We start from the raw sequence: 24,807 nt of genomic DNA, 5'->3' as shown, positions 1-24,807 counted from the left end.
TAGATTAGCATTCAGAGATACAAATACTATATGATTAATCAGTGGCGTAAACGATCAGAACAAGTATCAAAGTGAATAGTATTGTAGATAATTTGAAGTGGGACTTAATTTTCAAAAACGTCAATAATGACTTTGCTTACCATAGGATTGTATATTCTCAAATCATCACAAATTTCTTGAACTTTAGATTGTGCAGTTTTTTTGTCTTTTTCTTTAATGGTGAATTTTAGCATTTTTGCAGTTTTGATTTTTGAGACTGTTTTGTGAGTTCCTTTAAGAACTAAATCATTTAGAATAGTATCCCCTTCAGGATCACTGATACCAAGCTTGTTTTCGATGGTGACATGAACACTAAAAGTTGCCATTAACAAATTAAAAATAAAATCGAGGTTAATCTATCTTCCGAATAATCTTGTATTTTTATAGTTATTTTGAGATAAAGACTAGGTTTCCGGAACTGAGGATTTGTGTTGTTAAGATATCACCTGCCCAGTTCTGGTAACTATGATTTCATATTTTCTTTTACAAATTCAATATATTTTCTATATAGTCCGGATTGATAGTTAGGATTTACAAGTATCAAAGATTTGTTTTTCAAATCTTCTTTTGATTGATACGTTTTTTTCTCAAAAATTCCCTTCCCATCTAGAGTGACACAAAGATCTTGCCATGCAGATACTTCTTTTGAATTCCTATTGGCAGTAGCATAATACACATATAATAATCGAAGTTTGTTGTATTCATCCAAAGTCATCTCTTTGCCAAGTATGAAATTTCTTTTCAAAGTCTGAAAATAGATTAATCCTTCTGTAGATAATACATAGTCAAAGAGGTTCGGGTAATCATCAATATCAATTGGATATAACGGATTTTTTGGAGACATCTAATTAGAAATAAAATCAATCATTCAATAATTTTTGTTTTCAGGTCATGCCTTGAATTTTTTTAATCCTTCGCTCACAATCAAATTCAACACATGTGAAAAACTCATTGGTTTTGAAGACGATCTGATCATCTTTGCTTGAATATTTGCAGTTTTTCTACATTTGAAGAATCTAATACAACAGTCATTCTGGTTCCCACGTGTCAATTACCTTGATGTAGTATAAAAGAAAACCAGTATTTGTCTAAAGCATAGAGATGGAATTTATATCAGAATAATTCTCATTAATTCATAATGGCAAAAGGTAGAATGAGATATTGGAAAATATCATCAGAAGAATTAGGAGGGTATGCATATGATGAAAGTAAATTGCTTAACTGGGAAATCAAATGTGTAAGAGAGCCAGAAGATGAGGCTCATTTTATCGGAGTTTTCATGTATAGAAATGGAACAGCCTATGACTATGAATCAGTCAAAGGAATTTGTTATTTTCACAATAACATAGACAGAAAAGAACTACCAGAAATTACCAAATTTTTGCAAGGGAAATTTAACGGCAAAGAGATGGAAAAAGGAGAAAGAGTATTCCTAAAAGATTCAAAAGAAATCTATTCCGCAAAAGATATTTCAAATCTGGCAAAAGAGATGGAGTCTAAATTTAATACCAAAGCCATAATATCATTAGAATTTGGAGATATTAGTGCAGATGCACTTAAAGAAGCAGGACTACCAGAAGCAAAACTCTTGCCAATCCCCACATAATTGATATAGTTTAGAATCAAAGATATCCAGATGTCCGAATTGGAAGGGATTAACCAGCATCTTGAAGAATTACGGAAAAGATTAATGCGAATTGTCCTAGTCATTGGAGGAATTTCTGCATTTCTTCTAATGTTTCATGCAGAACCATTTCAAATAAATCAATTTACTTTGTATTATCCAACACCAGAACCGCTTCACAATATGGCGGCTCAAATTACAAACCATATGAGAATTAATTTAGTTCCAGAAGGAGTACAATTAATTCAAACAGCGCCGGGTCAAGCATTCTTTGCTCAAATGTATGTTGCAGCACTTGTCGGAATTGTAGTTGGAATGCCAGTAATAATAAAAGAACTAGTGGGATTTATCAAACCAGCATTAAAAGAAAATGAAATCAACGTAAGCAGAAACGTGACATTGCCTGCATTAGGACTATTTATTGCAGGATGTGTGTTTTCTTATAATTTTGTGATCCCATACATGTTAGAATTTTTGTATCGATATGGGGAAGGAGCAGGACTGGTAACTTTTCTCAATGTAATGGAGTTTGTGACATTTGTATTACAATTTTTGTTGGCATTTGGTTTTTCATTTCAGCTACCTCTTGTAATGTATGCCATAGCAGCATCAGGAATGGTAGATGCAGATTTTTGGAGAAAAAATATCAGATATGCCATTGTAATTATTGTGATCTTTGGAGCAATCATCACCCCTGATGGAACAGGAGTGACGATGATGTTTGTTGCAGGACCAATGATTGCATTGTATGCAGCAGGCATGGTATTCATCGAGCGTAAAGAACGAAAAAAGTCGAACACTTAAATCTGAAATCAGAGAATGTCATATAGCATGTTAGGAAGTACAGAAATAATTGTTTTGGTAGTATTTATCGGCGTATTGATTTTTGGTGCAAAAAAAATTCCAGAACTTGCAAAAACTTTTGGTAAAGCAAAAGGAGAATTTGAAAAAGGGAAAATCGAGGCAGATAAAGAACTCAAAGAGTTTAAAGAAGAAAAATCAAAATCAGATTAATTTTCAGATATTCTGCTAAACTCGTCTAAAATTTTACTATAATATTCTTTAAAATCATGCCTACCAAACAGAGAAGACAACATCATTTTGCCCTTAAATTTCAAATCAACATTAACTAAAATTTTTGTGGCATTTTCAAGTTCGATGAATTCTTGTTTAATATGACTACCTTTTGCATCACCACCAATTACAAAGACATCATGTAAAAGTGGGTCTTGAGAAACATGTTTTGCCATTATTACTAATTCAATACTCCCAAGAATCAAATGTTCTTCAGCCACAGAAACGCTACCTCGAGTAGAACGAACTCGTATAGATGGAAAGAATTGAGGAACTAACTTTTGATAATTGTCACAGTTTGAAAAAATTTGAAAAACTAAATCTCTATCAGCATTAACAATTTTTTCTAAAGAAAATTTTGGCAATAGTAGTTTAAAGAGTGCCCCATCGAGGGTATAAATTGTGCTCTATATCAAATTGGTCTAAACATTTTCCAACACCATGATTTACAATATCATCAATGGATTTTGGTTTGGTATAAAACTCTGTAACTGGAGGTAAAATTACAACTCCCAATCTAGATAATTTCAACATGTTTTCTAAATGAATTGCAGAAAGTGGGGTTTCTCTAACCATTAAAATTAATTTTCTAGATTCCTTAATTGTGACACCAGCTGCTCTTGCAACAAGTGTATCATCATACCCATTTGCAATTGCTGCCAATGTCTTCATACTACAAGGAGCAACAATCATACCATCAATTCTATGAGTTCCGCTAGAAACACTTGATGCCATATTCTTTTCATCAGAAGTATTAGTTGCAAGAGATTTCACATAATCAATAGTATGTTCAGTTTCCATTGAAATGCATTTTTCTCCCCATTGAGAAAGAATCAGATGTGTTTCAATGTTTAATTTTTTTAAAGTTTCAAGCATTCGTATGCCATAGATTACCCCAGTACTTCCAGTAATTCCAATAACAAGTTTCATAATAGAACCTTGAAATTCAGAGTATTTTATGTATTAGATAGAATATGCAAATTGACACTAGGAATTTTGAGATTCCTCGTTTTCAAGATTTTCCATTGCTTGATGTGCTTTTCTTCGTTTAAACCATAATGATATAGAACCTGCACCCATTGCAGTAAGCAGGATTACTCCAGCCATTTGCAATTCAAAAGAATACAACACAATAAGATATGAAATTATAGATGAGAAAAATCTATTGTTTCATGCCGATCTGGATAATCAAAAATTAGCTATATTAGATCCCATTATCTAGGCATAACGTGATTAAAGGTTCTGAAATTAAGAAAATTGTTAATGAATATACAGATGTCAAGATCGGAGTTCTAGGCAGCCACTCAGCATTAGAAATTATGGATGGAGCAAAGGATGAGGATTTTCAGACCAGAGTGTTCTGTCAAAAAGGACGTGAAGGTCCATATCAGAGATTTGGAAGAATAGCAGATGAAATCACAGTATTAGATAAATTCAAAGATATGGCATCTGCCAAGTATCAAAAAGAATTAAGAGATTCAAATACAATCATAGTTCCCCATAGATCACTTACTGTTTATCTTGGATACAAAACAATTGAAAATTCTTTCAGAGTACCAATTTTTGGAAATAGAAAACTGTTTCAGGCAGAAGAAAGAACAGCAAAAAAAGGACAATATTATCTGCTGGAAAAAGCCAGAATAAAATATCCAAAATTATTCAAAGATCCTAAAAGAATAAACAAACCATGCATCGTTAAAGTACAAGAAAAAAACAGACCTTTAGAAAGAGCGTTCTTTACAGTTTCATCATACAAAGATTATGTTAAAAAATCAGAAGAGAAGATAAAACAAGGAGTCATCGCAAAAAAGGATCTTCAAAAAGCAAGTATTGAAGAGTTAGCAATTGGAACATACATGAATTTTAATTTCTTCCACACCCCAATTTCAGATCAAGTTGACTTTATAGGGATTGAGAGAAGATTACAAACTAACATTCATGATTACAATGCACTTCCTGCAAGAGAACAGTTAGAAATGGATATAGATTTACAGAATATCGAAGTAGGACATACTCCTGCAAGTATCAGAGAGTCACTACTTGAAAAAGTACTGAAAATGGGAGATAAATTTGTAGCAGCAGTCAAAAAAGAATACGCCCCTGGAATTATAGGACCATTTTCACTGCAAAGTGTAATCACCAAAGATTTGGAGCTTATAGTTTACGATGTCTCATTAAGAGTTCCAGGCAATCCAATAGTTGCAACAACTAGTCCTTACACAAAATATCAATATGGACAGACATTTGGAGTAGGTAGAAGAATTGCAATGGAGATAAAACGAGCTCAAGAAGAAGACCGTTTAGAGGAAATAGTGACATAGTCAAATTTCAAGAATGCACATCTGTTCAATTAAGACAAATCAATTTTTCAATAAAATAAAAAGGCGCAAACCCCTAACTGCAGAACTCTGAGAGATTCCTCTCGTGGTCAAACGCCTAAACGTCTGATTGCCTTTTTTGTTCTGCGGGGCCGCGCAATCTAATCGTCAGATTTTTCAACTAACGACATCATATTCTATAAGACAAATAACTATTTAAAATTTAGTATAAATTATTTCAATAAATATTTAAAAATATTGAAATTTTTATTACAGAATTAGATAATTACATTCAAAGATATGAGATATTGTCATTAGGAGAGAAAACTTGCCTTGTATTAATATAATATTTTGAAAATTACTTTATCGTAAAAAGAAGAACCGTAATTTTTAATGATACATTGATAAGAAAATCAGAGAATTCCAAATAAAAACTAAAAAAATAATGCCATGTATAGTTACTTAAGGGCAGTTAATGAAACGTTAAGAAAATCAATCTAGTCCAAAAACATATTTCCAAGAAATGTTTCAAAAAATATGTTAATTGGTTAGATTGGAAATATGCTGAATACCATTCGTTCTAATTTTGAATGATTAAAACGGTTTGACATTCAAAATGGATTGCTGATACCAATTAACAATACAACTCATTAGTAACAACGGAATAGCACGATTATGGGTAGAACAATTTTCATTAAAGAAATTATCACAATATTGAAAGAGCCTAGACTTTGTCCAACATGCCAAAAAGAAGACAGATTGGAGAAAGATTTGATCAGAGAGGGAAGATCAAACGGAAAAACAATACTATGTTCCAGATGTGAAGCATTAATTGTTATAACAAATCATAATCTCAAACAAGTAGATTTATCATCAGTAAAAGACGACACTATTATGTTAAAAGAGCCACATTTGATTAGAAAGGTAGGTTATTGATTTTCAGATTTTCCAAGTAATTCTTTAATTACATATGTTCTAACATTTGCAAATTCCCATTCTCTTAAATTCGCATTTCTGCATTCTTCTTTTATTATAAGACCCGCCAAACCATGACTCCAGATATGACGCTTGGTGTCATAGACTTCAATTACTTTTCCATGTTTGGTGATTTTGATTGCGCCATGACATCTCTTGATGATTTGTAATGCAATTTGATAATATAATTTTTCAAAATTTGCCATATATCAACAACAGTTAATGATTTCAAAAAGGTTCTGATTTCATAAATTGGATAATAATATACCATAGAAATAACAAGGAAAAATGCTGATGATTAACCAACAAACTAAGCTATAACTGATAGATGATGAGTTTGCCGAATTATGAAGCGTTTTTAAAAATCAAGTTTGTCGTTCAAGAACATTAACAGTCATTGATAAAGGAAGAGATAGAGCACGGGTTGATCAATTCCTTCCCAAACATATACTTGAATATAATATGTTCCTGATTCATTAGGAATCCAGGATTGTGCAGGGGAAAAAGAGCGGCTTGGAGATAATGAATCAGTTAACCAAGATATAGAAATGACCACATCTTCATCGTTTTTACTTGTGTGAGGTATGCAAAATTTTGTGGTGTATCTTGGTTATTTGAAATATCTGCCACAACCATAATCTGTTCGTCAACAAAGTGAATTTTGTTTTCAGAATAGGTCTTAGTCACAGGATCTGCAAAAGCAATACCCACACCTGAAAATAAAACAAGTAACAAAGTAATGAGAATTTTCACAACCAGTATTAGTAAGACCCGGGTTTAATCTATTTAATGGTAGAACTTCCTGAAAATTTTCCTGAATACTCTATCATGTATAAAACACTATTAAACCAAATCAAAATTCTAGAAAAATCAAAAGAAAATACACAAGGAAAAGACAGAGAGATACTTCAATCAAAGATCAAAAAATATCAATTAGAAATCATTAAAATCAAGAAAATGTTTCCAGATAATTTTTTTGAAGAATTAAGATAATTATTCATGTGAATGACCATGGCCGCAATCACATGAATGTTCATCACCTTTTTGAGACATCAGTTGTTGGACCATTTCATCACGAATTTTTAATAAATCACCAACTTGTTCTTTTAATGATTTGGAATCCCAATTAGTCTGATGTAATTCACGTATAATATCAATTATCTCAAGATCTACATTTAGTAGGTTATCCATGAGTTGTTCTTGTTCATTCATAATTATTCATTAAAACGCTATAAGAAAAACCATTCGAAAAAGATGAAACTATTCTGCCTCTACACTTTCTTTTAGAAGACTTTTCCTTACAAGAATTGGAATATTGTAAAATGCACCCAGAGCCATAGCGTCAGAGGCACGATAATTCCTTAACACCAAATCTTTCTTTCCTGTAAAATAGAGATTTGCGCGTAATACATCACCACTTTCATAAATTTTTACTTTGACTAGCACCAATTCATTTTGTTCACAAATTTCCTCAATCATTTTGTAAATTGATGGAGCCGCCTCACCCTGAGTTTCACCAAAACTAGAGATATGTTTAGCTACTTCTCCAGAAAATGCCCTCATATGAAATTCCTTTCCATCATCAGATTTTAGAACAACCATGCCTTCTACAGCATAAGGATCAACAAATCCAACATAATCAATTTTTACAGAGTCATAATCAGGTTCTTGTGCTTGATCAATTTCCATTCTATTACGCATAAACTTGCGTTTCAGTGCTTATAAAGATAACAAAAAATGAGATCAATTAAAAAATAAAAAAGGTGAATTATTTTTAAACGATCAAAAGTTACGCGTAACCCCAAATTATTTAAAATCCCCAACTAAGGAAGCTTCATGTCAACTAATCCAGAACGTGCTGTATCATATGTTCTAAATAAATATGTTACAAACTATATGGACAAAGACGTTTTGTTACTTGGACAACATACACTTACAAGAGAAGCAGCAAGGATGTTGCGGCATTATGAAACAGATGACATTATAGTTACAGATGAAAATAATCTTCCAGTAGGAATTGTGACAGATGAAGATATTTTGAGCAAAGTAAGTGATGTTACAGTATATGCCGAAGCTACCACGTTAAAAGATATCATGAGCACCCCACTCATTACAATTAATGAAAAATCAACACTGCAAGATGCATTACATAAAATGAGAGATAATAACATTAGAAAACTTCCAGTCCTATCAAAAAAGAATCAAGTTATTGGTATGATTTTTCAATCAGTCATAGCTAATGTGATCAGAGATGCAACTGCCACAGCTCCTCGACTCCTTAGTCCACCAGTAAAAGCAGTTTTAGGAAATCTAGGTTTTGTTTTACAATTTGCAGGAGTTTTACTTCTTGTTCCAGCAATTGTTGCTACACTATTAGAAGACACTACAACTGCTACTGGAATATATCTGACCACAGTACTTTTGTTAGTAACTGGATTTTTTTTGAATTCTTATGGAGAGAAATCCAGTTTAAATTTACAACAAGCCTCAATTTTGGTTTTTTCGAGCCTGTTTTTACTCTCGCTTTTTGGAACAGTGCCTTATCTCTATGTTTTGCCAAGCGATGAAACAAACATCGAGATGTTTGGCAATGCATTTTTTTCAAGTGCTGCTGGATTTACTACGGGGGGCATATCATTATTTGAGGAACCAGAAAAACTATCTCAGAGTTTCACATTTTTTAGAAGTTATACTCAGCTTGTAGGAGGAATGAGTTTCATCTATTTGGTAATTACTGCATTTTATCCAGAATCCAAGTTACAATCCATGCGTGGTTTTATATCAGGCAGAACACTCCACATGAAAGAACTTTTCTCAACCATCACAGTCATATTTTCAATTTACATTGTGATTGTAGCATTTTTGCTGTATTTGTTTGGAGAAGGAAACATCATAGATAATTTTTCATTAGCAATGAGTACACTTGCAACTGGAGGATTCATACCTACATCCACAATTCTTGATGGATTAGTTTGGCAGGAACATATCATCCTAATGGGAGCAATGGTGCTAGGAGCATTACCATTTACATTCCACTATGCATTTGTAAGAAAAAAATTCCTTTCGCCTAAACTGGGAAAAGAAGTTTTAGTGTATTTTGCAATTTTAGGAAGTGCAACAATTTTGTTTATGAGTACAAGTGGACTTGATCCAATGCAAAGTGCATTTTATTCAGTATCTGCAAGTACAACTGCAGGACTCCAACAAGAAAGTCTTGCAGGATTAAATGGTGGAGCACATTCAATTTTGATAATTTTGATGTTCATTGGAGGGTGTGGATTTTCAACGGCAGGAGGTTTGAAAATATTTAGATTGTTTCACCTTAAAAATGCAAAAGCATTTCTTAGTAAAGCAAAACGAGCAGAACTGCCACACCAAGCAAAAAAAGAATTAATATCAACTCTCATCATTCTCGCATTATTCCCAATCATCTCAACCATCGTAGGGGCACATCTTGCAGCAATAGAAAATGTTCCATTTCAAGATGCATTTTTTGAGGCCGCAGGTGTAATAACTACAGGAGGACTGTCAGCAGGTGTAATAGACATTGACACAGATCCTGCAACGAAAATAATATTAGGATTTTTGATGATTTTTGGCAGATTAGAAATTATTGCAATAATCTACATTTTTGTTCCTAAACTTAGCTAAGATAAAATTTAATTTCATGTGAAAAATCAAAGTTATGGTCATGGATAAAAGAAGTACAGGTAAAGGGAAAAAATTAATCATTTTAGGATTTGTAACAATTGCAATCCTGTTTTTGATGTATGGAAGATATCAAGATCCAGAACTACTTACACCTAGTGCAATTGATTCAATTCAAAGAATAGCATATGGATTTTACATAATACTAGTAGTATCTTTTGGTGCAATTGCTTTTGGAATGTATAGGTATCATAAGGAAAAAGTAGAGATTAAAGGAAAAGATCTTTCAACTATAATAGCCATTACAACATGGAATCCAAAATCTCAAAAAATCTTTGTTGTCACATTTGTCGTATATGGAATATTTTTTTCGCTGGTTTCAGGGACATTGGTATATCAGCCAGAAGTTAACTTTGCGATTCATTATGGAGCTGAAATTCCATCAGGATTTGTTGCACCATGTTGTGATGGACCAGGATACATGCCAAAAATAATCATTTACTTGACTGAACATGTAGGATTACAAATAATTCCAATAAACTTAGTGTTGCAAGTGATTGTATCGTATCTAGTGGGATTAAATGCCGCAATCGCAGTAAATGCATATACAATTTCCAAGAAAGGGAAAGGAGCTAGTTCAATAGGAGCTGTAATAGGCCTGTTTATTGCATGTCCTACTTGTGCAGGGACATTTTTGTCAATATTTATTGGAACAGCAAGTGGGATTGCACTATCTATTGCATTAACACAATTACAAACAGTGTTTATTGCAATATCAATTCCGATATTATTTGTGACACCATATGTTATGGCAAAAAAACTAAGAAACACAGATGGAAGCTGCAAAGTAGATAAGGCCAAATGAATTTATTAGTTCAGAATTCAACGTCTAAAAATATCATCACATCTAAAAGACAAGATAATTTGAAAAAATCTCACCTTGCCATACAAATACAAAAAATTAGACCAAACCTAGTTTGAAGGCTTTCAAACAAATAGTAGTAGAAAAATTCTAAAACATGGCAATAAAATCGACTGAAGAATATATTGATTTTTTCGTCAACTTGAACATGGGAGAGAATGTTCCGCTTTTGAGTTTTGTAAACAATGAAAGAATGGTACTCAAGCAAAAACTAGAATACAAGAATTTAGAAAAAGAACCCATAGAAAAAGGAATAAAGATTTTAGAAGATTTAGTAGTAGAGATTAACAAGATTGGAGAAAAGGCAGTATTAGAAAAATATCAAAAACAAACATAGTGAAAAATTATGAATAAAAACTCAGAGATCATTAAAACAGAAATCATCAGAGTACTAAATGAAAATGGCAAAACCAGAGGGACTGAGCTTGCCAAAAGAGTCATGGAGAAAGTAGGCAACGAGAAAATAGTCTACAGAGAAATCAGCGCACTTGTGGAATCAGGAGAAATAGAGAAAAAAATTCACAGCAAGTCCCACATTGAATACGAATTGATCAATCTGTCTGAATCAGTTAATTTGCAACTCAAAAATTTGTACAAAGAGATAGAGATGATTTTCGGCGAGATATCTAATTTTGAAACAGACATCAGAATGAAAAAATATTCATTTCATGAAAGGCTAAGATCAATCATACATCAGATTAACATTGTACAATCAACTGATGGAATAATGAAACTATTATCATATTATCCTGCATTCAGAAAGGACAAAATGTATTCACAAATCAACAGGAAAATTAATGATTGTTGGGAATCCATCATGAAGAGTATTATACATCAACCAGAAGAAGGCTTTCTTAATGAAGTTCTAGCAAATTTGAGAATATCACAAATCGATTCAAACAATGTTAATTAGAATTTTTTCAATTTTTCAATAATTACTTTAAGGATTTCTTCATCATCAAGCAAAATTAGAGGGAAATCATTTTCTTCACTTGCTTTACGAAATTCAGTATCTTTTGTAACTATGATCATACCATTTTCACGTGCGTAATTAATTATAGAATAATCAGAACCGAGTTTTTTTCCTTCCATTTGCATTTTTCGGACACTATAAGCATCAAACCCCAATAGTTTTAATTTCTCATCCATTCCATCCAAATTTTCATCTACAAGAATTCTCATGTCAATTAATTATTTAATTTCAATATTAGTGTAAAACATTTTCATTAAAAACAATCTAAAATTAAAACCCTAGAAATTCAGACCACTGATGTCCAAGTTTGTCTATTATTTTCCAACCAAGTCTGTCTATATTTACACTGGGTTCAGCAATTACCAAAATGATATATTTTCCGATAGGAATACTCATCATTACAACTTTTTCTCGTCTAGAAGAAGAATATTTTACCCTGCCCAAATTAGCATCAAACCCAGTTCTGTTTGCTACTCTATGAGCTAGTTCCTGAAACATTTGTTTTCTTCTTGCATCATTTTCAAAAGGAACAACACCTGCTTTCATATCGCCTACAATCAATTCCCCAGTATTATCAATAAGACCACAGAACCGTATTTCAGGCTCCAACAAAATATCAGATATTCTATTTTTCATATCTTCAAGTGGGAACTGTTCATCAGACATTTACATAGTTACAATTTCATTGTATTTAATCAAATTTGCTAGAAAATTACATGTAGAGAAAAGTTAGTCCATATAGGGGATTTGTGCATAATAATCATGATTCAAGGAGCTCCAAAATATGTAATGATCGGATTTTTTGCATTGGGAGTTTTATTTATAGTATTTTCATTTTGGGCACTATTCTTGACAGATATACCACAAGAGCAATTTCTGGAAGATCCTAGATTTGAAGAAGAGTATGTGAAATATTATGAATGGAATATTTTGTTTGGTACTGGATTAATTGGAATAGGTTGGATAATTGCATTTTTAGGACGTAAAATGACACGAAAGTAATCAGACCAAAAATGTGAATTAAATAAAAAGGGTTATGGAATTGCATTTCTAAATTGAGATTAAATATAATCGCCAAATTCTTATTTTCAATAAAAGCACAAAAAATATGGATGTAAAAGAAGAGGATACATCAGAAAGATCTAAAAAAAATCATATTGTGTATTATAGATCACTTTGCAAAGTAATCTCAGACATCAATAAAGAAAAAGACAGTGAAGGAGAACCAGCAATTAAAAGTCATTTAGATAAAAGAATAGAAGCAATGGAAAAAGACAAAAAACGAATAAGAGACATGTTTCCAGATATTAAAGAAGAGGAATGGGATGACAACACCAACTGAAAAAAATCACAATAAGCATTTAGATTTGCTACATGACTATAAAATTCACCTTGTAAAGCATATTGAAATTTTAGAAAGAATGGATAAACAATCAGAATTTGCAAAAGAATGGAATAAAACCACAATAAAAGAAAGAAAGGAAGAGATACAAATTATTGATAAAATCTTAAAAAATTTGATACGATTTTAACTAATTTTTTGAGTTAAATCATAAAGAGAATTACAAAAATTATCAAGGCGTTCAGAAGAAATACCATCAAACCAAGCAAGTTCTTTATCAATACTAAATCCTTGAAAATCATATTTTGAATTTGATTGGACATAATCAATTTCATGTTGAGTTAATTCTTTGATAGAATCTTGCTCAGATGTAGACAATTCATAGTTGCAGGTCATCAAATCAATCTGTACAAAATAATTTTTGTGTAATGGGTTGATTTTTGCTTTGATAAAAGGTTTGTTTTCTTGTTGGCAATCACGATAATATTTGTCATATTCAAACATTTTTGAATCACCTAAATATTTACGAAATGTCATTTCAATTCAAATCTAAAATATTTAAACTCAAAGATCAGCAGTAATTTTTTTAATTTTTGTAATGAGTCTGATTTTGGTGTTAATTGGCATTTCAGGTTCCATTGTAAAATATACAATATTTCTTCTAGTGTAAATTACCATCTGAGAAACTTTTTCTCTTTCAACATGAACATATCTTACTTTTCCTAACGATCTATCAAACTCTTTTCTCATAGAACGTCTTTGTGCAACCTGCTTGCAGAAATGCTCTTCTTCTTTTTGAGATTTAAGATTAGTTTTTCCTGTCTTCATAATGGCTTCTCGGATATTTCCTTTAGCATTAATAATAGCTACAAATCTCATTTTGGTATTCAAATTGAGTATTTGTTGAACCACATCAAGCAGATCTACTTTTTTTGTTGCCATATGGATATTAAAAAATAATTTGGCAAATATAAGCTATCAAATGTTTTAAAAACAAATTTTTCAAGACAGAGTTAAATTTTAACAAAATTAGATAAAATGGATGAATGATTCAATTTCAAGAACTCTAGAAGAATTAGAAAAATGCTCTATCCTTGAAAAATCAAGATCAATAGATGTTCCTCAAAAAGAAAGAATGTTAGCAATTACAAAAGAAACAGGAGAATTATTAAGCATGATTTTACGCCTAAAAAATGCAAAAAATATGCTAGAAATAGGCACATCTGTAGGATATTCTACAATATGGTGTGCAAAGGCAATTATAAAAAAATCTGGAAAAATCATCACGATTGAGCAAGATCCTGAAAAAATCAGAAGAGCAAATGAAAACTTTCAAAAAGCAAAGATAGAAGACATTATAACGATAAAAGAAGGAATTGCGATCAAAATTTTAAAAGAACTTAGAATTCAAGAAAAAAATAAAGGTTTTTTTGACTTTGTTTTAATTGATGCAGATAAAGAAAACATAATAGAATATTTTGATTTGATTTTGCCAATGGTATCATTAGGAGGAATAATAGTTACAGACAACATGCTATACCCTGAAAAATATAGGCAAAATATGAAGAAATTTTCAGACTACTTGAAATCTAAACCAGATGTGATAACAACAACATTGCCTATCGGTAATGGGGAAGAAATGACAATTAAAATAAAATAATTAATTCTTTTTACTAACTTTCTTTTGTGTAGGTTTTTTGATAATTGTAGATAGATTGTAATCTTCCCAGATCAGCATTTCCATCATTAATTAGAGCATTGATTTTTTGAATGGTTTGCGAAAGGGATGGAGATTTTTGTTTCAGTCATTTTTTCTTATGATTTGTTTTTTAATGAATCTAGTAAAAATGAATTTTTAAAAATTATTAATGTAAAAATGAATTTTTGATGATTTGGGAGATATCACGTGTTGAAATATGGCAAATGTTCCTATTTTAGACTAATTTTATTATAAAAATCTAATTTTAGATCTTTGAGTCAAACCCAGAACAGACACTATAGAAATCACAAGAATTAACAAGGTTATGGAACCAAACTCTGGAATGACTTTAGCTCCCATGATTTTGATTTCCTTTGAGTTAGGTGTAATTGGAATGTTCAATTTTTTTCCAGTTGCAGTATCTTCCATTTTAAAATCTGTCATATCTCCATCTACCCAAACAGTGTTTGGATTTTCAATTAATTTTATGGGCAAAATAAGAGTCAGTTGTTCATTTTCGGTATATCCAGAAATTGTAAACGTTAGTGTTTTTTCATCAGGGTTGACATGGACAGTGTTTTGTAAATCAGTGTCCAAGATGTATTTTATTTTGAATCCCAAACCATCATCAGAGTATCCAGATGCCACTCCATCAAGGGTTTTAACACTGCCGGGATTTTTTATCACATGAACTACACCGTTCATGTATGGATGGATACTGCAAAAATAGTAAAAATCTCCTAAATCATTGAATTGTCTAGTATACGATTTTCCTGCAGTAAAAAATCCACTATCAAAAATACCATCTACCTCAAAATTACCAGTTTCAATGCTGGATGCAGAAACAGATGTTATTGTATGAAAAGCGGTGTCAGCATTATGCCATGTAACTGAATCACCAGGATAAACAGTGATTTCACCAGTGGTTGTTCCAGAACTTTTTTCAGACCAGAAGAAAGGAGCATTTGGATCAGATGCACCAGAAGGAATTTTAATCTCATATTCTGTTTGTGCAAATATTTCAGCAGTTGATGGGATTATCAATAAAGAGACAATTACAAAAAATAGAAACGCATTATTCATAATTTTTTAAGATTGTAATTAATTAAAAGAGTTTACTAGTTCATCAAAGAACACATGTTTGTTCTTGTTATTTATTAATCAGAAAATATCATCCAAAGTATGAAAATGAGCATAGTGATTGCCATTACAGGTATACTCATGTTTGCTTCAGGTCTAGTAATGTTTTATTTGATTGAATTAGGTCAAACAGACCCATTATTGCGATTTATCAAAAATACAGGAACGTTTGTAGGCATTAGTGGCATGGGAGTATTTCTGGCAGGTGTTTTACTTCATCTCATTAACAAAAGCGAGCTATCATTGAAAGAACATTCAGATGTTTAGGCCTGATGCATCATATTCTTGTATTCATCTACTGGAATGACGAATTTACAAGTTTTACAGAATAGGACTTCTTTGTTTGCAATGGATTTAATTTCAGTAGGAATAATTCCACAGTATAATGAATCAATAAGACACATAGGACAATTTGCTGCAAGTTTTTTCATTCCAAATTCATTTGTAAGATTCATGATTGGTCTATGATTCTCTGATATATTAAAAATAAGTAGAAATTATACTAGTGCTAATTTAAGAACTAAATTATAATAACACATCAAAAAAAGAACAGAAATGTCTGAAAAATTATGGTTGGGAGGAATTTACATTAAAGATGAAGGCGGCTATGAAATAATTTTAAAATCATTGAATCATTATAAAAATAGATTAAAAACACTCAACGATAGTCCAGAGTTAAAAGATTCAGCAGCAATGTTTGCATCTGTCTTAAATCAACAAGCTAGAAAGACAGTTCCAAAAATTAATGAAGTAATAGAAAAAATTCATGAAGGTCTTAAAGACGTTCAAGTTATGAATAACATCCTAGATGAAAAACAATTTCTAGAAAAAGCTTTGACATGTTACGAATCAGATATTCATAAAGCTGAAGATACAGGTCATGAATATTTTGTAAAACTCGTCGGAAATATGACACATGCAAGAGAGGATCTGAAAATCATTAAAACAGCATTAGTGAAAATAAATAATTTTTTAGAATAGTTTTACAATCCTTGTAAATACCAATCAAAATATGGCAATAATGCCTTACACTGTTTCTTTTTTTCAGGCTCATCTGTAGAGGCTTGAATTTTTTGAATTTTGGCTTGAAGGTATTCAGGAATTAGTTCATTTTTGAAATGTGGTTTTATTTGATTTAAAACATCAATCAGTTTTTCAGAAGATGTATTTTCAAAATCTTTTGAAATTTTGTTTATTTCTTCTTTTAATGACATGAAATGAATTTACGACACCCATTATTATTTGATATAGTCAGGCAACATCGTCATCATTCCAAGTTAGACGAAATTTTCCTGTTACTCTAAACATGTTGAGTTTTCCACCAGATTTGAAATTAATTTTATATGATTTATGAGAAACATCCTCTACTTCTAAACTGACATCATCTTTGATTGCTTGGAATATGATTGGATTGTTGGAAATTTGTTTCCATTCATCACCGTTAAAATCCATGTAAAATTTTGTATAAAGTAATCCCATATGATCACCATAAACAATCCCGAATAAATAACTAGAGGGAATCCTATTTATCTAAAAATGTAGGAGGTACAAACCCAACTAAATTACTGACAGTGGTGGGAAAAATGATCTCAAAGTCTTTGTCTTGTCTAATAATTTCAAAAACATGATCAATTAATTGCTGAACAGTCAAGTGTTCATCACGATACAGTGTCTTTTTAGGGTTTTTTACAGAATCTAAGAGTGTGAATCCAGTATCGACCAGAATTAAGTTTCTTAATAAAAAATTTGCAATCGATATTTTGTCATCAATATCTTTGTGAGAGTAATCAGTATCTAATTTTTTGATTTTCAATTTTAAATCATGGTATGAATTATTGGTATTTTGTTCAATTCTATGATGAATTCTCTCCTCGAAATTTTTAACAGGAGTGTAAAATTTCATATTTCCTTTATGGGAAACGATAATGATTTCTTTTTCCAATAAAGAATCCCTTGTTTTTTCAAAGGTTGTTTTTGCCATAAACTCTGGCACAATTTTTTTCAACAAGGCATTATGATGTAGTTCAGGATAATTCTTGATGGTCTCGAGAATTACTCGTTCACGCTCATATATTTCAGAGTTAGGCTTAATTTGACTCATTATCTTCAGGTCGACCTATATAATACAGGTCAACTATTAATTAGTTTTTGATATTTTATTAATCAAACTCAGGTGGAATCAAGATTGTTGTTTTAGGATTCAGATTTTTCAAGATCATCCAATTTCTTTCTGTCTCAGTAACTTCTTGTTTGAGTCTGTCTTCTTCCATGAGTTCTTTCTTGAATATCGTTTTTCCATCAACCTTTTACCATCAAAATCACATTGGCATCAATCAGGCAAGAAATAAGATCGTCTAAATTAAAAAATCCCAGGCAACATTGTTCAATATTTTGCAAATTGTGAAATATGCAAAAATACAGATGATTTGTCAATTCCCGATATTGAATTTGCAGAATATAGGCATGAAAGAACGGATTTAATATGATCAAAAGATCAACTGAGAAATCATCCATCGGGCTTAAATACAAATTTTGGAATTCAAATTACCTAACACATCATGAGATTTGATGATTCTTCATCAAATTTCATGAAATTTTAAAATAAAAAGAAAGCCATTCACACTAGTTTTTTTGTGTGAAGGGAGATATCCATGTTTGGATGATATTTTTGTTCAATTCAGCAAATGCATTAACATTTTCATTGAATGTTTTGAAATTTTGAACAGTTGCATCAATAGCAGTTTTCACTAACTGATTGTTCACTGTGCTTGCTTGAACAATTTGCTTGTTAGTGTCAATAATAGCAGTTTTTGCAGAGTCAGGAATATCTGTATTAATTCCAGATTTCTTTGCAAATTCTTGCTGTATTGAAACTGCGGCATTGATTGTTTTTTGACAAGTTTTCATACATTCATTTTGCAATTCTGTTGCAGACTGAAAATATTGCGGAGTTAGTTTTGAAACATTTTCAAAATATTTCTGAATATTTTGTTTGTACATTGCAAATGCATCGCTAGTTTGAGATTGAGTACTCATGATTCAGCATAATTATTCCAGTATATATACTATTGGTAATGAGTGGTAATAAAAGTTAGTGAGTGGTAATGATTAGTGATTTTGGTTCGAAACAGACATTTTTTGTTTGTTCAAATGAACAAATAATTTCTGATTGAAAGGAGTCATAAGAGAAGATTATTCTGAATAACTCATTTTATCAGCATGTGAAGAATCAGCATTCATTGCACCAATTACACGTTTTTCTAAATTACTAATATAATCATCTTGGCAATTTATAGAACAGAATTTTAGTCTTGAATCAAACGACTCCTTGCCACAGTTTTTACATTTTATAAATTTGAAAAAATATTTTTGGCATATAATGAAAAATGCAAAGATTACCTAGTGCTAATGTACATCTACAAAAAAGGGGTTGACAAAAGATCATCGAATATGTGATAAAAACAAAAGGCCTCTTTCTATGCACAGATTTAGACGTAATAAAGAGGGTTTTTTGAAACTCATTAAAATCATCGTGACATCCATTAGGGATTAACGACGAGGCTATTCTTCAGAGGACATCCATTCTCCATCAGGTTTCTCTAGGAGATTCCATTTGTTTTGGATTGTTTTGAAGAATTTGTTATTTTTTAACTGAGGCATAATTTCATAATACAAAAATTGTATTTAACCTCCACATATCAATTATGCATGGAAATTATTCGATTGAATCCAACTCCAAGTTTAATAGTAACCTATCATTTTGTGCTCTAAAAGATTAATTTGTTTTTGCGTATGATAGGAACAGATTAGCAACCAAAGTGCGAGTATTCTATTTTCTTTGAATACTTTTTCTTCATTCTCAATTACTTTCAAATCTGATTCAAATTTTTCTAAATCTTTTTGATATTTTTTAGCGATGGGAAATATCCATCATGTCAAAATAATTTTTCCATCATGAAGGCGGACATTGCATTTCATCGTTTGGCAAAGGAGGTTCTAAACGAAATATTTTTCCTGCACAGTAAACATAGTTCCCAGTTGTATGAAGAAGACTGCCTGCCGTACCAAAAGTTTCACCCAATTGAGTCATTTGGTTTTGGGTTTGTTTTATGAGATGAACAGTGTTTGATTCCAAGGTCTCCAATACGTCTGCTGTTGTCTTTAACATCTCACTTACATCATTAAGGGCATCAGGTACTTCTGTTGCTAAGGAAATATGATATGGATCTAGAGGTTTATCAACATCAGGTATGGGTACCGTAAATCATCCTATGCCTACAGTCTTGGGATTCATTGTTATTCCAGTTGGAACTTGAATTTTGATTGAATCTGCTGCCTGTCTAATTGTGAATGCAGCCCATCTTAATGCAGTTTTGGATCCTTGATTATGATATGGGAATGGTGCAGAAATATTAAATGCTGGGAATTCTGTGTTCTCGAGAATCGTTGCAACTTGTTTTGAGACTTTTTCTGCATTAATCGTATTTCCTCCTTAATCTCTTAGCATTTTACTTACATCTGAAGTAAATTTTCCACTTTTTTTCAAGTCATCCCCAATTTTAGGAAGTGTTTCAGGCAACGTTTTCAATATTGGCTCTAATACATCACCATTTTTCCAAAACAAGACCATCATACGAATAAAAGCAGAGATACTTGGCACGACGTTACTTATTTTCAATATTATTTGAATACTATGATTTAACAACAGTCAACAGAAAGGATCGGGGGAGTTGAATGGAAAAGCAATTTGTGTTATGGATTTGCCTCATACACAATGTTAAAAGGATTCTTTGTGGCAATCCTGAACTTTGTAAATCCACCAGATTTTACAACTCGCTCTATTTTTGCAGGACCTGCCTGGGCACCCAAACCTGGTCCTTTTGCCGCAAGTGAGCATGGGACACATACACTAGTGGAAGCACCATAAAATAAACGTCCTATCGGATTATGATTTTCTTCCAGTTTGTCACTTGCAAATGGCTCTACAATCATCCAGGATCCATCGGATTTAATGGATTTGAAGATTTGCTCTGAGGCGCCATGCGGATTGCCCATGTCATGCAATGCATCAAATACCGTAACAAAATCATAGTCTTTTCCAGGAAAACTAGTCGAATCTGCAACTTCGAATTTTACACGGTCTTTTACTCCTGCATCTTCTGCCCTTTTTCTTGCCATGCTTACCGAATCAGGATGAAAATCAAACCCGATGAATTCAGATTCTGGATATTCTTTTGCCATTATTATTGTGGATGCACCATGACCACACCCAATGTCTGCAACCTTGATTCCGGATTTCAGTTTTGTTTCAATTCCATCTAGAGACGGAATCCAATTAGATACAAGGTTTGCAAGATAGCCTGTCTTGAAAAACCTCTCCACCCCTTCATACAAGTCACAGTGATGATCCCCCCAATGGATGCCTTCACCACTTTTGAAGGCTTCAGTTACCTTGTGTTCATCTTTAACCATTGACGTAAAAGACTGGAAAGCTCCTGGAAGATAGGTGGGGCTATTTTCATCAGCAAGACATGCCGCATGTTCGTCTGGAAGAAGATACGTTTGTGTTTGTGGGTCATAAATTACATACCCTCCTGCAGCTTGATTGTTGAGCCATTCAGAAACATATCGTTCTGTTATTCCTGTTTTTTTTGACAGTTCTTCTGCAGTTATCGGGCCAACTCCTTCCATTGCTTTGTAAAGGCCCATTTTTTCACCAATGACAACAAGTGATGCGCTCACTGTTGCACCTAGATCATTAACTGCCTTATGCATAAAATTCATTAATTTTTCCTCATCAATTGACATTTTTGTCATTTTACTACATTCTGGTATTAAAAATAGTTATTCATCTTAATTTGATTTTAGTACCTATGTTTTTTCAATAATTCTGAATGAGTTTTCACAGACTTTTTAGAATATGAAATATGTTCTCCACAATCTTGACATACGCCCGGCATATTTCCTTTAGGAATCATGTCTTTCTGAATTCCGTATTAGCTTAAGCGTGTTGGAGTTTAGAATCTAAGATTCCTTATCTTCGATCTTTTTGATTTCTTTTTCTATTTTTTGAATATTCCTGTTCCAAATACCGATATATTTTTCTATTTTTTCAATCTCTTTTTTAGAATCATAATTGGAATTAATCAAAGAATCTCTTTTTTCTATATGTTGATTCAATCTCTTTTTAGAATCATCTAACTTTTTGTACTGAAATTCCAAGACTTTTTTTGTGATAAAATTCATAGATGTTCAGCTATTGTTCTTTAAATTATAACAAACTTAACCATATTGGAATGTTTGACTGCATCAGAATTTCACATTACAGCCGAGATTCAAAATATGAATCATTATTTCTTATAGGCGAACAGATTTAAGATTTTTCACGTTAATTCCAAGCTAACCTTGGTTGTACATATTTCTTAAGGAACTAGATTTATTTTTCCACGAGGATTGGTTGAGAAAACATATTGGGAGCATTGGAAATTATTGATTTCAAAACTTTGTTTTTAATCATGTCAATAAAAAATATCATCCAGAAACATCAAATCACTAGTAATTTCTTTTTAGAGATTCTATCAATCAACAACAAAACCAATATACAAATTCTAAAAAACTCAAACAATGAAGGAGGGCCTCTGGGACGACATGGCGTCAGATTACGACAAAAGTATTGAATCCAATCAAGATCCCATAATAGTCAGATATCTTGATAGAGAAATGGAGATTATCTTCAATCTGTGCAGAAATATTTGTCAATCTAACAAAAACTGTTCAATCATAGATATGGGTGCAGGTACTGGCAGGGCAATATTTGCACTAGACAAAATGCTTGAGAAGGATTCTGTCGAGTTTGTAGGGGTAGAGGTATCAAAACCCATGATAAGGCATGCCAACGAAAAAAAAGAAAATCACGGTCGAAACCCAAACAATATCAAATTTTTACAACTAGATCTAACAGACCCTAATCTTTCTGACCATTTCGATTCAGAACGTACTAACATCGTGATGTGCCTGTATAACACGCTTGGGGTGATCCCATCTGAGAAAAGGCAATCATTTGTAGACAATATGAGAAAAATTGCTGGGACGGAGGGTTTGGTCATAATTACTGCATTTAATGGAGATGATTTTGGTTTTGTCGCACCACGACTTTACAGACCCATGATGCCCATGATAAGAAAAATAGATGATGATTCTTTTGATGAAGAGAATCGGGTTTTCCACAACAGCTTGGGATTTAGGAGTCAATGGTTTACCAAAACTCAGCTCAAATCAATATTGCATTCAAAAAATGTCAGACCGATTCCTATTGAAGTTAAAGTGGAGGGTAAAATTCAGACATTTGGCAACGTGTTTCCAAGTAAAGAGGTTTAGCCGATTATCATCATGGATTTTGCAAAAAATATGATAATTGAAATTACAACAGAAATAAGACCAAATATAATTGCGTTAATTTCTGCCATGTTGTGTTTATTTGTAAATACATCTTTGACATGGCGCTATTTTCTCTAGTTTGACTGCAATTTGCCAGATATTTGTCTAATCAAATGAGGACAGTCAGATACGCACTAATTAGAAAAACTTTGCAAGTCAGGGTTTGATGTCAGGCAGTGTGGTAAAAGCTGAATTGACATGCATTATGATTTCTTGAGCATTAGCATCTCTTTGAGCAGATATTAAAACAAGATACTCTTTAGTTGGGATGCTGATCATCGTCACGTTACTTCTCCTTGAAACAATATAGTCAATAGATCCCAATTGTTCATCAAAGTCTTTTCTCATCATGTATTCCAGCATAAGTTGAACATACATCCTGCGATTCTCTTTGTCAGGAAGAAACGACTTTATCCCTTCTTTAAAACCTCCTGCAACCTTGTTTCCCATTTTGTCCAACACTCCGACAAAGCGAATTTTTGGTAACCCTAAAACCTTCTGACAAGATTGCTCTAAATTATCAATTTCAGACGAAGGCATAACATTGTATTTTACATACATGAATAAAAGTATAGAATCTTAATCAAAGGTTATTCAGTCTAAATTAAAAAATACTCTCAAGAATTGATTTGAGATTATTAATTGAAGGTTTTTCTTTCCGTATGATTTGTCAACTAGGTTTTGCCTATGAGAATTCAGGAAATGACGTGTATGTGTTGCAGAATGGCATCTATCGATTCAATGGAAAATGGAAGAAAAGAGGTTTTGGAAAGATTAACGGTAAGGATATCGAGCATCTAGATACCATTGAGAAAGACAGTAATCTGTATCAGATAATGAAGGTTACAAGAGTCAATCGTCTCAGAACTGCAATACTATCTGATTCAATTGATGCCATTGGAAAATTCAAGACAGTGGAAAGATTGGTTAATCTTAATGCAGACAGGAAGAGGTTTTGGTTGGGGAGGATTGAGAATATGGATGATAAAGTAATAGATGAGTCGATGGCTTTATGTATTAATTTTTTTTGAAATCTACTTACTCTTTATTTTATTGAGTGTGTCTCTGATACAATTCCTTGAAATTATAATCTCACTTTCTACGGTATTAATTTTATCAAACAATTCTTTGGTTAATTCATTTCTTTCTTTATCATTTTCATCATATCCTTTTTTCTGCCATTGATCATAGTTTTTAATTAATTGTATAGATAATGCTTCTGATTCATCTATTCTTGAATTTAATAGGTCGGAAGTATCTGGAGATATTTTTCTAATAATATTGCTATGTAGACGTAATGACTCTAAATGTAAATGCATGATCTTCTTATGCATGAAGAATATATTTTTCATTTTTTCAATAGAAAATTGAATTTGTTTCTCTAAGATAGATGCATCCTTCTTACTTGTTTGAGAATTTAATTGGGTGCCAATAGAATTGAGATTATCTACTTCATCATTGACTAATCTTACAGCTGTATCCATATTCTCTTCTCTTCTAGCAGTCAATATTTTTAATTCGTCATCCAGTTCTTTGATAGTTTTTTCTAAATTTTGAACTCTTTCATTGTAATTCAATTTTTGTTATTTTCATGTTTTTCCATATAACTTTCGTCA

General features: G+C 32.0%; 42 protein-coding genes. 18 read left to right on the top strand and 24 right to left on the bottom strand.

Features of this window, described 5'->3' with window-relative positions; translation table 11 throughout:
• Positions 1–104: 104 nt before the first annotated feature.
• Together purS and OEW78_RS00580 are read right to left on the bottom strand one after the other, a co-directional pair.
• Entirely contained in the window at positions 105–365 is a 261-nt protein-coding gene (purS, locus tag OEW78_RS00585) for a phosphoribosylformylglycinamidine synthase subunit PurS (protein ID WP_300322731.1), read from the bottom strand.
• Positions 366–502: 137 nt separating this feature from the next.
• Positions 503–883, bottom strand: a complete 381-nt coding sequence (locus tag OEW78_RS00580; RefSeq protein ID WP_300322729.1) for a hypothetical protein — start codon at positions 881–883, stop codon at positions 503–505.
• A gap of 294 nt (positions 884–1,177) precedes the next feature.
• On the opposite strand from OEW78_RS00580, the gene OEW78_RS00575 reads away from it, so the two are divergent.
• The 3 genes from OEW78_RS00575 to OEW78_RS00565 are packed head-to-tail and all read left to right on the top strand — an operon-like array spanning position 1,178 to position 2,677.
• Positions 1,178–1,645 (top strand): hypothetical protein, encoded by a 468-nt coding sequence (locus OEW78_RS00575; RefSeq protein ID WP_300322728.1) that lies wholly within the window; start codon positions 1,178–1,180, stop codon positions 1,643–1,645.
• Between the two features lie 30 nt (positions 1,646–1,675).
• Positions 1,676–2,467 carry a twin-arginine translocase subunit TatC gene (gene tatC, locus OEW78_RS00570; protein WP_300322726.1) on the top strand — a complete coding sequence of 264 codons (792 nt, stop codon included), beginning with the start codon at positions 1,676–1,678 and terminating at the stop codon, positions 2,465–2,467.
• 27 nt (positions 2,468–2,494) lie between these two features.
• Positions 2,495–2,677: a twin-arginine translocase TatA/TatE family subunit gene (locus OEW78_RS00565; protein WP_300322724.1), complete on the top strand. Its 183-nt coding sequence runs from the start codon at positions 2,495–2,497 to the stop codon at positions 2,675–2,677.
• Here OEW78_RS00565 and OEW78_RS00560 read toward each other — a convergent pair.
• Positions 2,674–3,102, bottom strand: a complete 429-nt coding sequence (locus tag OEW78_RS00560) for an SRPBCC family protein (protein WP_366523005.1) — start codon at positions 3,100–3,102, stop codon at positions 2,674–2,676. The two genes, OEW78_RS00565 and OEW78_RS00560, sit on opposite strands and share 4 nt — an antisense overlap.
• A gap of 7 nt (positions 3,103–3,109) precedes the next feature.
• Complete coding sequence (locus OEW78_RS00555; protein ID WP_300322720.1) at positions 3,110–3,667, bottom strand: UbiX family flavin prenyltransferase; 558 nt, start codon at positions 3,665–3,667, stop codon at positions 3,110–3,112.
• A gap of 299 nt (positions 3,668–3,966) precedes the next feature.
• On the opposite strand from OEW78_RS00555, the gene OEW78_RS00550 reads away from it, so the two are divergent.
• Both OEW78_RS00550 and OEW78_RS00545 read left to right on the top strand, forming a co-directional pair.
• On the top strand, positions 3,967–5,058 hold the full coding sequence (locus tag OEW78_RS00550) for a formate--phosphoribosylaminoimidazolecarboxamide ligase family protein (protein ID WP_300322718.1): 1,092 nt from the start codon (positions 3,967–3,969) through the stop codon (positions 5,056–5,058).
• A gap of 672 nt (positions 5,059–5,730) precedes the next feature.
• Positions 5,731–5,991 carry a hypothetical protein gene (locus OEW78_RS00545; protein ID WP_300322716.1) on the top strand — a complete coding sequence of 87 codons (261 nt, stop codon included), beginning with the start codon at positions 5,731–5,733 and terminating at the stop codon, positions 5,989–5,991.
• Here the strand turns inward: OEW78_RS00545 and OEW78_RS00540 are convergent.
• A complete protein-coding gene (locus OEW78_RS00540; protein WP_300322714.1) occupies positions 5,985–6,236 on the bottom strand; it encodes a hypothetical protein in 252 nt (83 codons plus the stop codon). The genes OEW78_RS00545 and OEW78_RS00540 overlap by 7 nt on opposite strands.
• A gap of 325 nt (positions 6,237–6,561) precedes the next feature.
• Positions 6,562–6,783, bottom strand: a complete 222-nt coding sequence (locus OEW78_RS00535) for a hypothetical protein (RefSeq protein WP_300322712.1) — start codon at positions 6,781–6,783, stop codon at positions 6,562–6,564.
• Between the two features lie 36 nt (positions 6,784–6,819).
• On the opposite strand from OEW78_RS00535, the gene OEW78_RS00530 reads away from it, so the two are divergent.
• Entirely contained in the window at positions 6,820–7,023 is a 204-nt protein-coding gene (locus tag OEW78_RS00530; protein ID WP_300322710.1) for a hypothetical protein, read from the top strand.
• Here the strand turns inward: OEW78_RS00530 and OEW78_RS00525 are convergent, their stop codons facing one another.
• Together OEW78_RS00525 and OEW78_RS00520 are read right to left on the bottom strand one after the other, a co-directional pair.
• Positions 7,024–7,242, bottom strand: coding sequence for a hypothetical protein (locus tag OEW78_RS00525; RefSeq protein WP_300322708.1), 219 nt, complete (start codon positions 7,240–7,242; stop codon positions 7,024–7,026).
• A gap of 48 nt (positions 7,243–7,290) precedes the next feature.
• A complete protein-coding gene (locus tag OEW78_RS00520; RefSeq protein WP_300322706.1) occupies positions 7,291–7,719 on the bottom strand; it encodes a bifunctional nuclease domain-containing protein in 429 nt (142 codons plus the stop codon).
• Positions 7,720–7,866: 147 nt separating this feature from the next.
• On the opposite strand from OEW78_RS00520, the gene OEW78_RS00515 reads away from it, so the two are divergent.
• The 4 genes from OEW78_RS00515 (at position 7,867) to OEW78_RS00500 (ending at position 11,513) form a co-directional block, all read left to right on the top strand.
• Positions 7,867–9,681 carry a potassium transporter TrkG gene (locus OEW78_RS00515; RefSeq protein WP_300322704.1) on the top strand — a complete coding sequence of 605 codons (1,815 nt, stop codon included), beginning with the start codon at positions 7,867–7,869 and terminating at the stop codon, positions 9,679–9,681.
• Between the two features lie 40 nt (positions 9,682–9,721).
• Complete coding sequence (locus OEW78_RS00510) at positions 9,722–10,543, top strand: hypothetical protein (RefSeq protein ID WP_300322702.1); 822 nt, start codon at positions 9,722–9,724, stop codon at positions 10,541–10,543.
• A gap of 154 nt (positions 10,544–10,697) precedes the next feature.
• Complete coding sequence (locus OEW78_RS00505) at positions 10,698–10,937, top strand: hypothetical protein (protein ID WP_300322700.1); 240 nt, start codon at positions 10,698–10,700, stop codon at positions 10,935–10,937.
• Positions 10,938–10,946: 9 nt separating this feature from the next.
• Entirely contained in the window at positions 10,947–11,513 is a 567-nt protein-coding gene (locus OEW78_RS00500; RefSeq protein WP_300322698.1) for a hypothetical protein, read from the top strand.
• Here OEW78_RS00500 and OEW78_RS00495 read toward each other — a convergent pair.
• Together OEW78_RS00495 and OEW78_RS00490 are read right to left on the bottom strand one after the other, a co-directional pair.
• Complete coding sequence (locus OEW78_RS00495; RefSeq protein WP_300322696.1) at positions 11,510–11,782, bottom strand: DUF5615 family PIN-like protein; 273 nt, start codon at positions 11,780–11,782, stop codon at positions 11,510–11,512. The genes OEW78_RS00500 and OEW78_RS00495 overlap by 4 nt on opposite strands.
• Positions 11,783–11,843: 61 nt before the next feature.
• The gene (locus OEW78_RS00490) at positions 11,844–12,239 is read right to left on the bottom strand and encodes a DUF6659 family protein (RefSeq protein WP_300322694.1); all 396 of its coding nucleotides are present in this window, start codon (positions 12,237–12,239) and stop codon (positions 11,844–11,846) included.
• A gap of 96 nt (positions 12,240–12,335) precedes the next feature.
• Between OEW78_RS00490 and OEW78_RS00485 the strand changes: the two genes are divergently transcribed.
• The 3 genes from OEW78_RS00485 (at position 12,336) to OEW78_RS00475 (ending at position 13,105) form a co-directional block, all read left to right on the top strand.
• Positions 12,336–12,575 (top strand): hypothetical protein, encoded by a 240-nt coding sequence (locus tag OEW78_RS00485; protein ID WP_300322692.1) that lies wholly within the window; start codon positions 12,336–12,338, stop codon positions 12,573–12,575.
• Between the two features lie 106 nt (positions 12,576–12,681).
• Entirely contained in the window at positions 12,682–12,915 is a 234-nt protein-coding gene (locus OEW78_RS00480; RefSeq protein ID WP_300322690.1) for a hypothetical protein, read from the top strand.
• The gene (locus OEW78_RS00475) at positions 12,899–13,105 is read left to right on the top strand and encodes a hypothetical protein (protein ID WP_300322688.1); all 207 of its coding nucleotides are present in this window, start codon (positions 12,899–12,901) and stop codon (positions 13,103–13,105) included. Before OEW78_RS00480 ends, OEW78_RS00475 begins: the two co-directional genes overlap by 17 nt.
• Here the strand turns inward: OEW78_RS00475 and OEW78_RS00470 are convergent.
• Positions 13,102–13,419, bottom strand: a complete 318-nt coding sequence (locus OEW78_RS00470) for a hypothetical protein (RefSeq protein WP_300322686.1) — start codon at positions 13,417–13,419, stop codon at positions 13,102–13,104. The genes OEW78_RS00475 and OEW78_RS00470 overlap by 4 nt on opposite strands.
• Positions 13,420–13,479: 60 nt before the next feature.
• Positions 13,480–13,857: a DUF6659 family protein gene (locus OEW78_RS00465; protein ID WP_300322684.1), complete on the bottom strand. Its 378-nt coding sequence runs from the start codon at positions 13,855–13,857 to the stop codon at positions 13,480–13,482.
• A gap of 100 nt (positions 13,858–13,957) precedes the next feature.
• On the opposite strand from OEW78_RS00465, the gene OEW78_RS00460 reads away from it, so the two are divergent.
• Positions 13,958–14,575 carry an O-methyltransferase gene (locus OEW78_RS00460; protein WP_300322682.1) on the top strand — a complete coding sequence of 206 codons (618 nt, stop codon included), beginning with the start codon at positions 13,958–13,960 and terminating at the stop codon, positions 14,573–14,575.
• 288 nt (positions 14,576–14,863) lie between these two features.
• Here the strand turns inward: OEW78_RS00460 and OEW78_RS00455 are convergent, their stop codons facing one another.
• Positions 14,864–15,697, bottom strand: coding sequence for a PEFG-CTERM sorting domain-containing protein (locus tag OEW78_RS00455; RefSeq protein WP_300322680.1), 834 nt, complete (start codon positions 15,695–15,697; stop codon positions 14,864–14,866).
• Positions 15,698–15,796: 99 nt separating this feature from the next.
• Here OEW78_RS00455 and OEW78_RS00450 point away from each other — a divergent pair, with 99 nt between their 5' ends.
• Positions 15,797–16,021 (top strand): hypothetical protein, encoded by a 225-nt coding sequence (locus OEW78_RS00450; RefSeq protein WP_300322678.1) that lies wholly within the window; start codon positions 15,797–15,799, stop codon positions 16,019–16,021.
• Here OEW78_RS00450 and OEW78_RS00445 read toward each other — a convergent pair.
• Positions 16,018–16,209 (bottom strand): hypothetical protein, encoded by a 192-nt coding sequence (locus tag OEW78_RS00445; protein ID WP_300322676.1) that lies wholly within the window; start codon positions 16,207–16,209, stop codon positions 16,018–16,020. The two genes, OEW78_RS00450 and OEW78_RS00445, sit on opposite strands and share 4 nt — an antisense overlap.
• Before the next feature lie 100 nt (positions 16,210–16,309).
• Here OEW78_RS00445 and OEW78_RS00440 point away from each other — a divergent pair, with 100 nt between their 5' ends.
• Positions 16,310–16,735 carry a hypothetical protein gene (locus OEW78_RS00440; protein WP_300322674.1) on the top strand — a complete coding sequence of 142 codons (426 nt, stop codon included), beginning with the start codon at positions 16,310–16,312 and terminating at the stop codon, positions 16,733–16,735.
• Between the two features lie 2 nt (positions 16,736–16,737).
• Here OEW78_RS00440 and OEW78_RS00435 read toward each other — a convergent pair whose 3' ends face one another.
• The 8 genes from OEW78_RS00435 to OEW78_RS00400 all read right to left on the bottom strand — a co-directional run bounded on the left by OEW78_RS00435 (position 16,738) and on the right by OEW78_RS00400 (position 22,000).
• Positions 16,738–16,968 carry a hypothetical protein gene (locus tag OEW78_RS00435; protein ID WP_300322673.1) on the bottom strand — a complete coding sequence of 77 codons (231 nt, stop codon included), beginning with the start codon at positions 16,966–16,968 and terminating at the stop codon, positions 16,738–16,740.
• A gap of 37 nt (positions 16,969–17,005) precedes the next feature.
• Positions 17,006–17,233, bottom strand: coding sequence for a hypothetical protein (locus OEW78_RS00430; protein WP_300322670.1), 228 nt, complete (start codon positions 17,231–17,233; stop codon positions 17,006–17,008).
• Between the two features lie 43 nt (positions 17,234–17,276).
• Positions 17,277–17,855 (bottom strand): hypothetical protein, encoded by a 579-nt coding sequence (locus OEW78_RS00425; RefSeq protein WP_300322668.1) that lies wholly within the window; start codon positions 17,853–17,855, stop codon positions 17,277–17,279.
• A gap of 521 nt (positions 17,856–18,376) precedes the next feature.
• A complete protein-coding gene (locus OEW78_RS00420) occupies positions 18,377–18,790 on the bottom strand; it encodes a hypothetical protein (RefSeq protein WP_300322666.1) in 414 nt (137 codons plus the stop codon).
• 916 nt (positions 18,791–19,706) lie between these two features.
• Complete coding sequence (locus OEW78_RS00415) at positions 19,707–19,922, bottom strand: hypothetical protein (RefSeq protein WP_300322664.1); 216 nt, start codon at positions 19,920–19,922, stop codon at positions 19,707–19,709.
• Positions 19,923–20,246: 324 nt separating this feature from the next.
• Positions 20,247–20,414, bottom strand: a complete 168-nt coding sequence (locus tag OEW78_RS00410; RefSeq protein WP_300322662.1) for a hypothetical protein — start codon at positions 20,412–20,414, stop codon at positions 20,247–20,249.
• Between the two features lie 92 nt (positions 20,415–20,506).
• On the bottom strand, positions 20,507–21,562 hold the full coding sequence (locus tag OEW78_RS00405; RefSeq protein WP_300322660.1) for a class I SAM-dependent methyltransferase: 1,056 nt from the start codon (positions 21,560–21,562) through the stop codon (positions 20,507–20,509).
• A gap of 216 nt (positions 21,563–21,778) precedes the next feature.
• Entirely contained in the window at positions 21,779–22,000 is a 222-nt protein-coding gene (locus OEW78_RS00400) for a hypothetical protein (protein ID WP_300322658.1), read from the bottom strand.
• A gap of 402 nt (positions 22,001–22,402) precedes the next feature.
• Here OEW78_RS00400 and OEW78_RS00395 point away from each other — a divergent pair, with 402 nt between their 5' ends.
• Positions 22,403–23,131 (top strand): class I SAM-dependent methyltransferase, encoded by a 729-nt coding sequence (locus OEW78_RS00395; RefSeq protein ID WP_300322656.1) that lies wholly within the window; start codon positions 22,403–22,405, stop codon positions 23,129–23,131.
• Positions 23,132–23,347: 216 nt separating this feature from the next.
• Here OEW78_RS00395 and OEW78_RS00390 read toward each other — a convergent pair whose 3' ends face one another.
• Positions 23,348–23,731 (bottom strand): DUF6659 family protein, encoded by a 384-nt coding sequence (locus OEW78_RS00390; protein ID WP_300322654.1) that lies wholly within the window; start codon positions 23,729–23,731, stop codon positions 23,348–23,350.
• Between the two features lie 122 nt (positions 23,732–23,853).
• Here OEW78_RS00390 and OEW78_RS00385 point away from each other — a divergent pair, with 122 nt between their 5' ends.
• Entirely contained in the window at positions 23,854–24,222 is a 369-nt protein-coding gene (locus OEW78_RS00385) for a hypothetical protein (RefSeq protein WP_300322652.1), read from the top strand.
• Between the two features lie 3 nt (positions 24,223–24,225).
• Here OEW78_RS00385 and OEW78_RS00380 read toward each other — a convergent pair whose 3' ends face one another.
• Positions 24,226–24,768 (bottom strand): hypothetical protein, encoded by a 543-nt coding sequence (locus tag OEW78_RS00380; protein WP_300322650.1) that lies wholly within the window; start codon positions 24,766–24,768, stop codon positions 24,226–24,228.
• Positions 24,769–24,807 lie beyond the last annotated feature (39 nt).

It is taken from the genome of Candidatus Nitrosopumilus sp. (genome assembly GCF_029882185.1).
Taxonomy (GTDB): domain Archaea; phylum Thermoproteota; class Nitrososphaeria; order Nitrososphaerales; family Nitrosopumilaceae; genus Nitrosopumilus.
The sequence above is the reverse complement of the archived record's forward strand: the minus strand, read 5'-3'. Positions and strand labels throughout refer to the sequence as shown.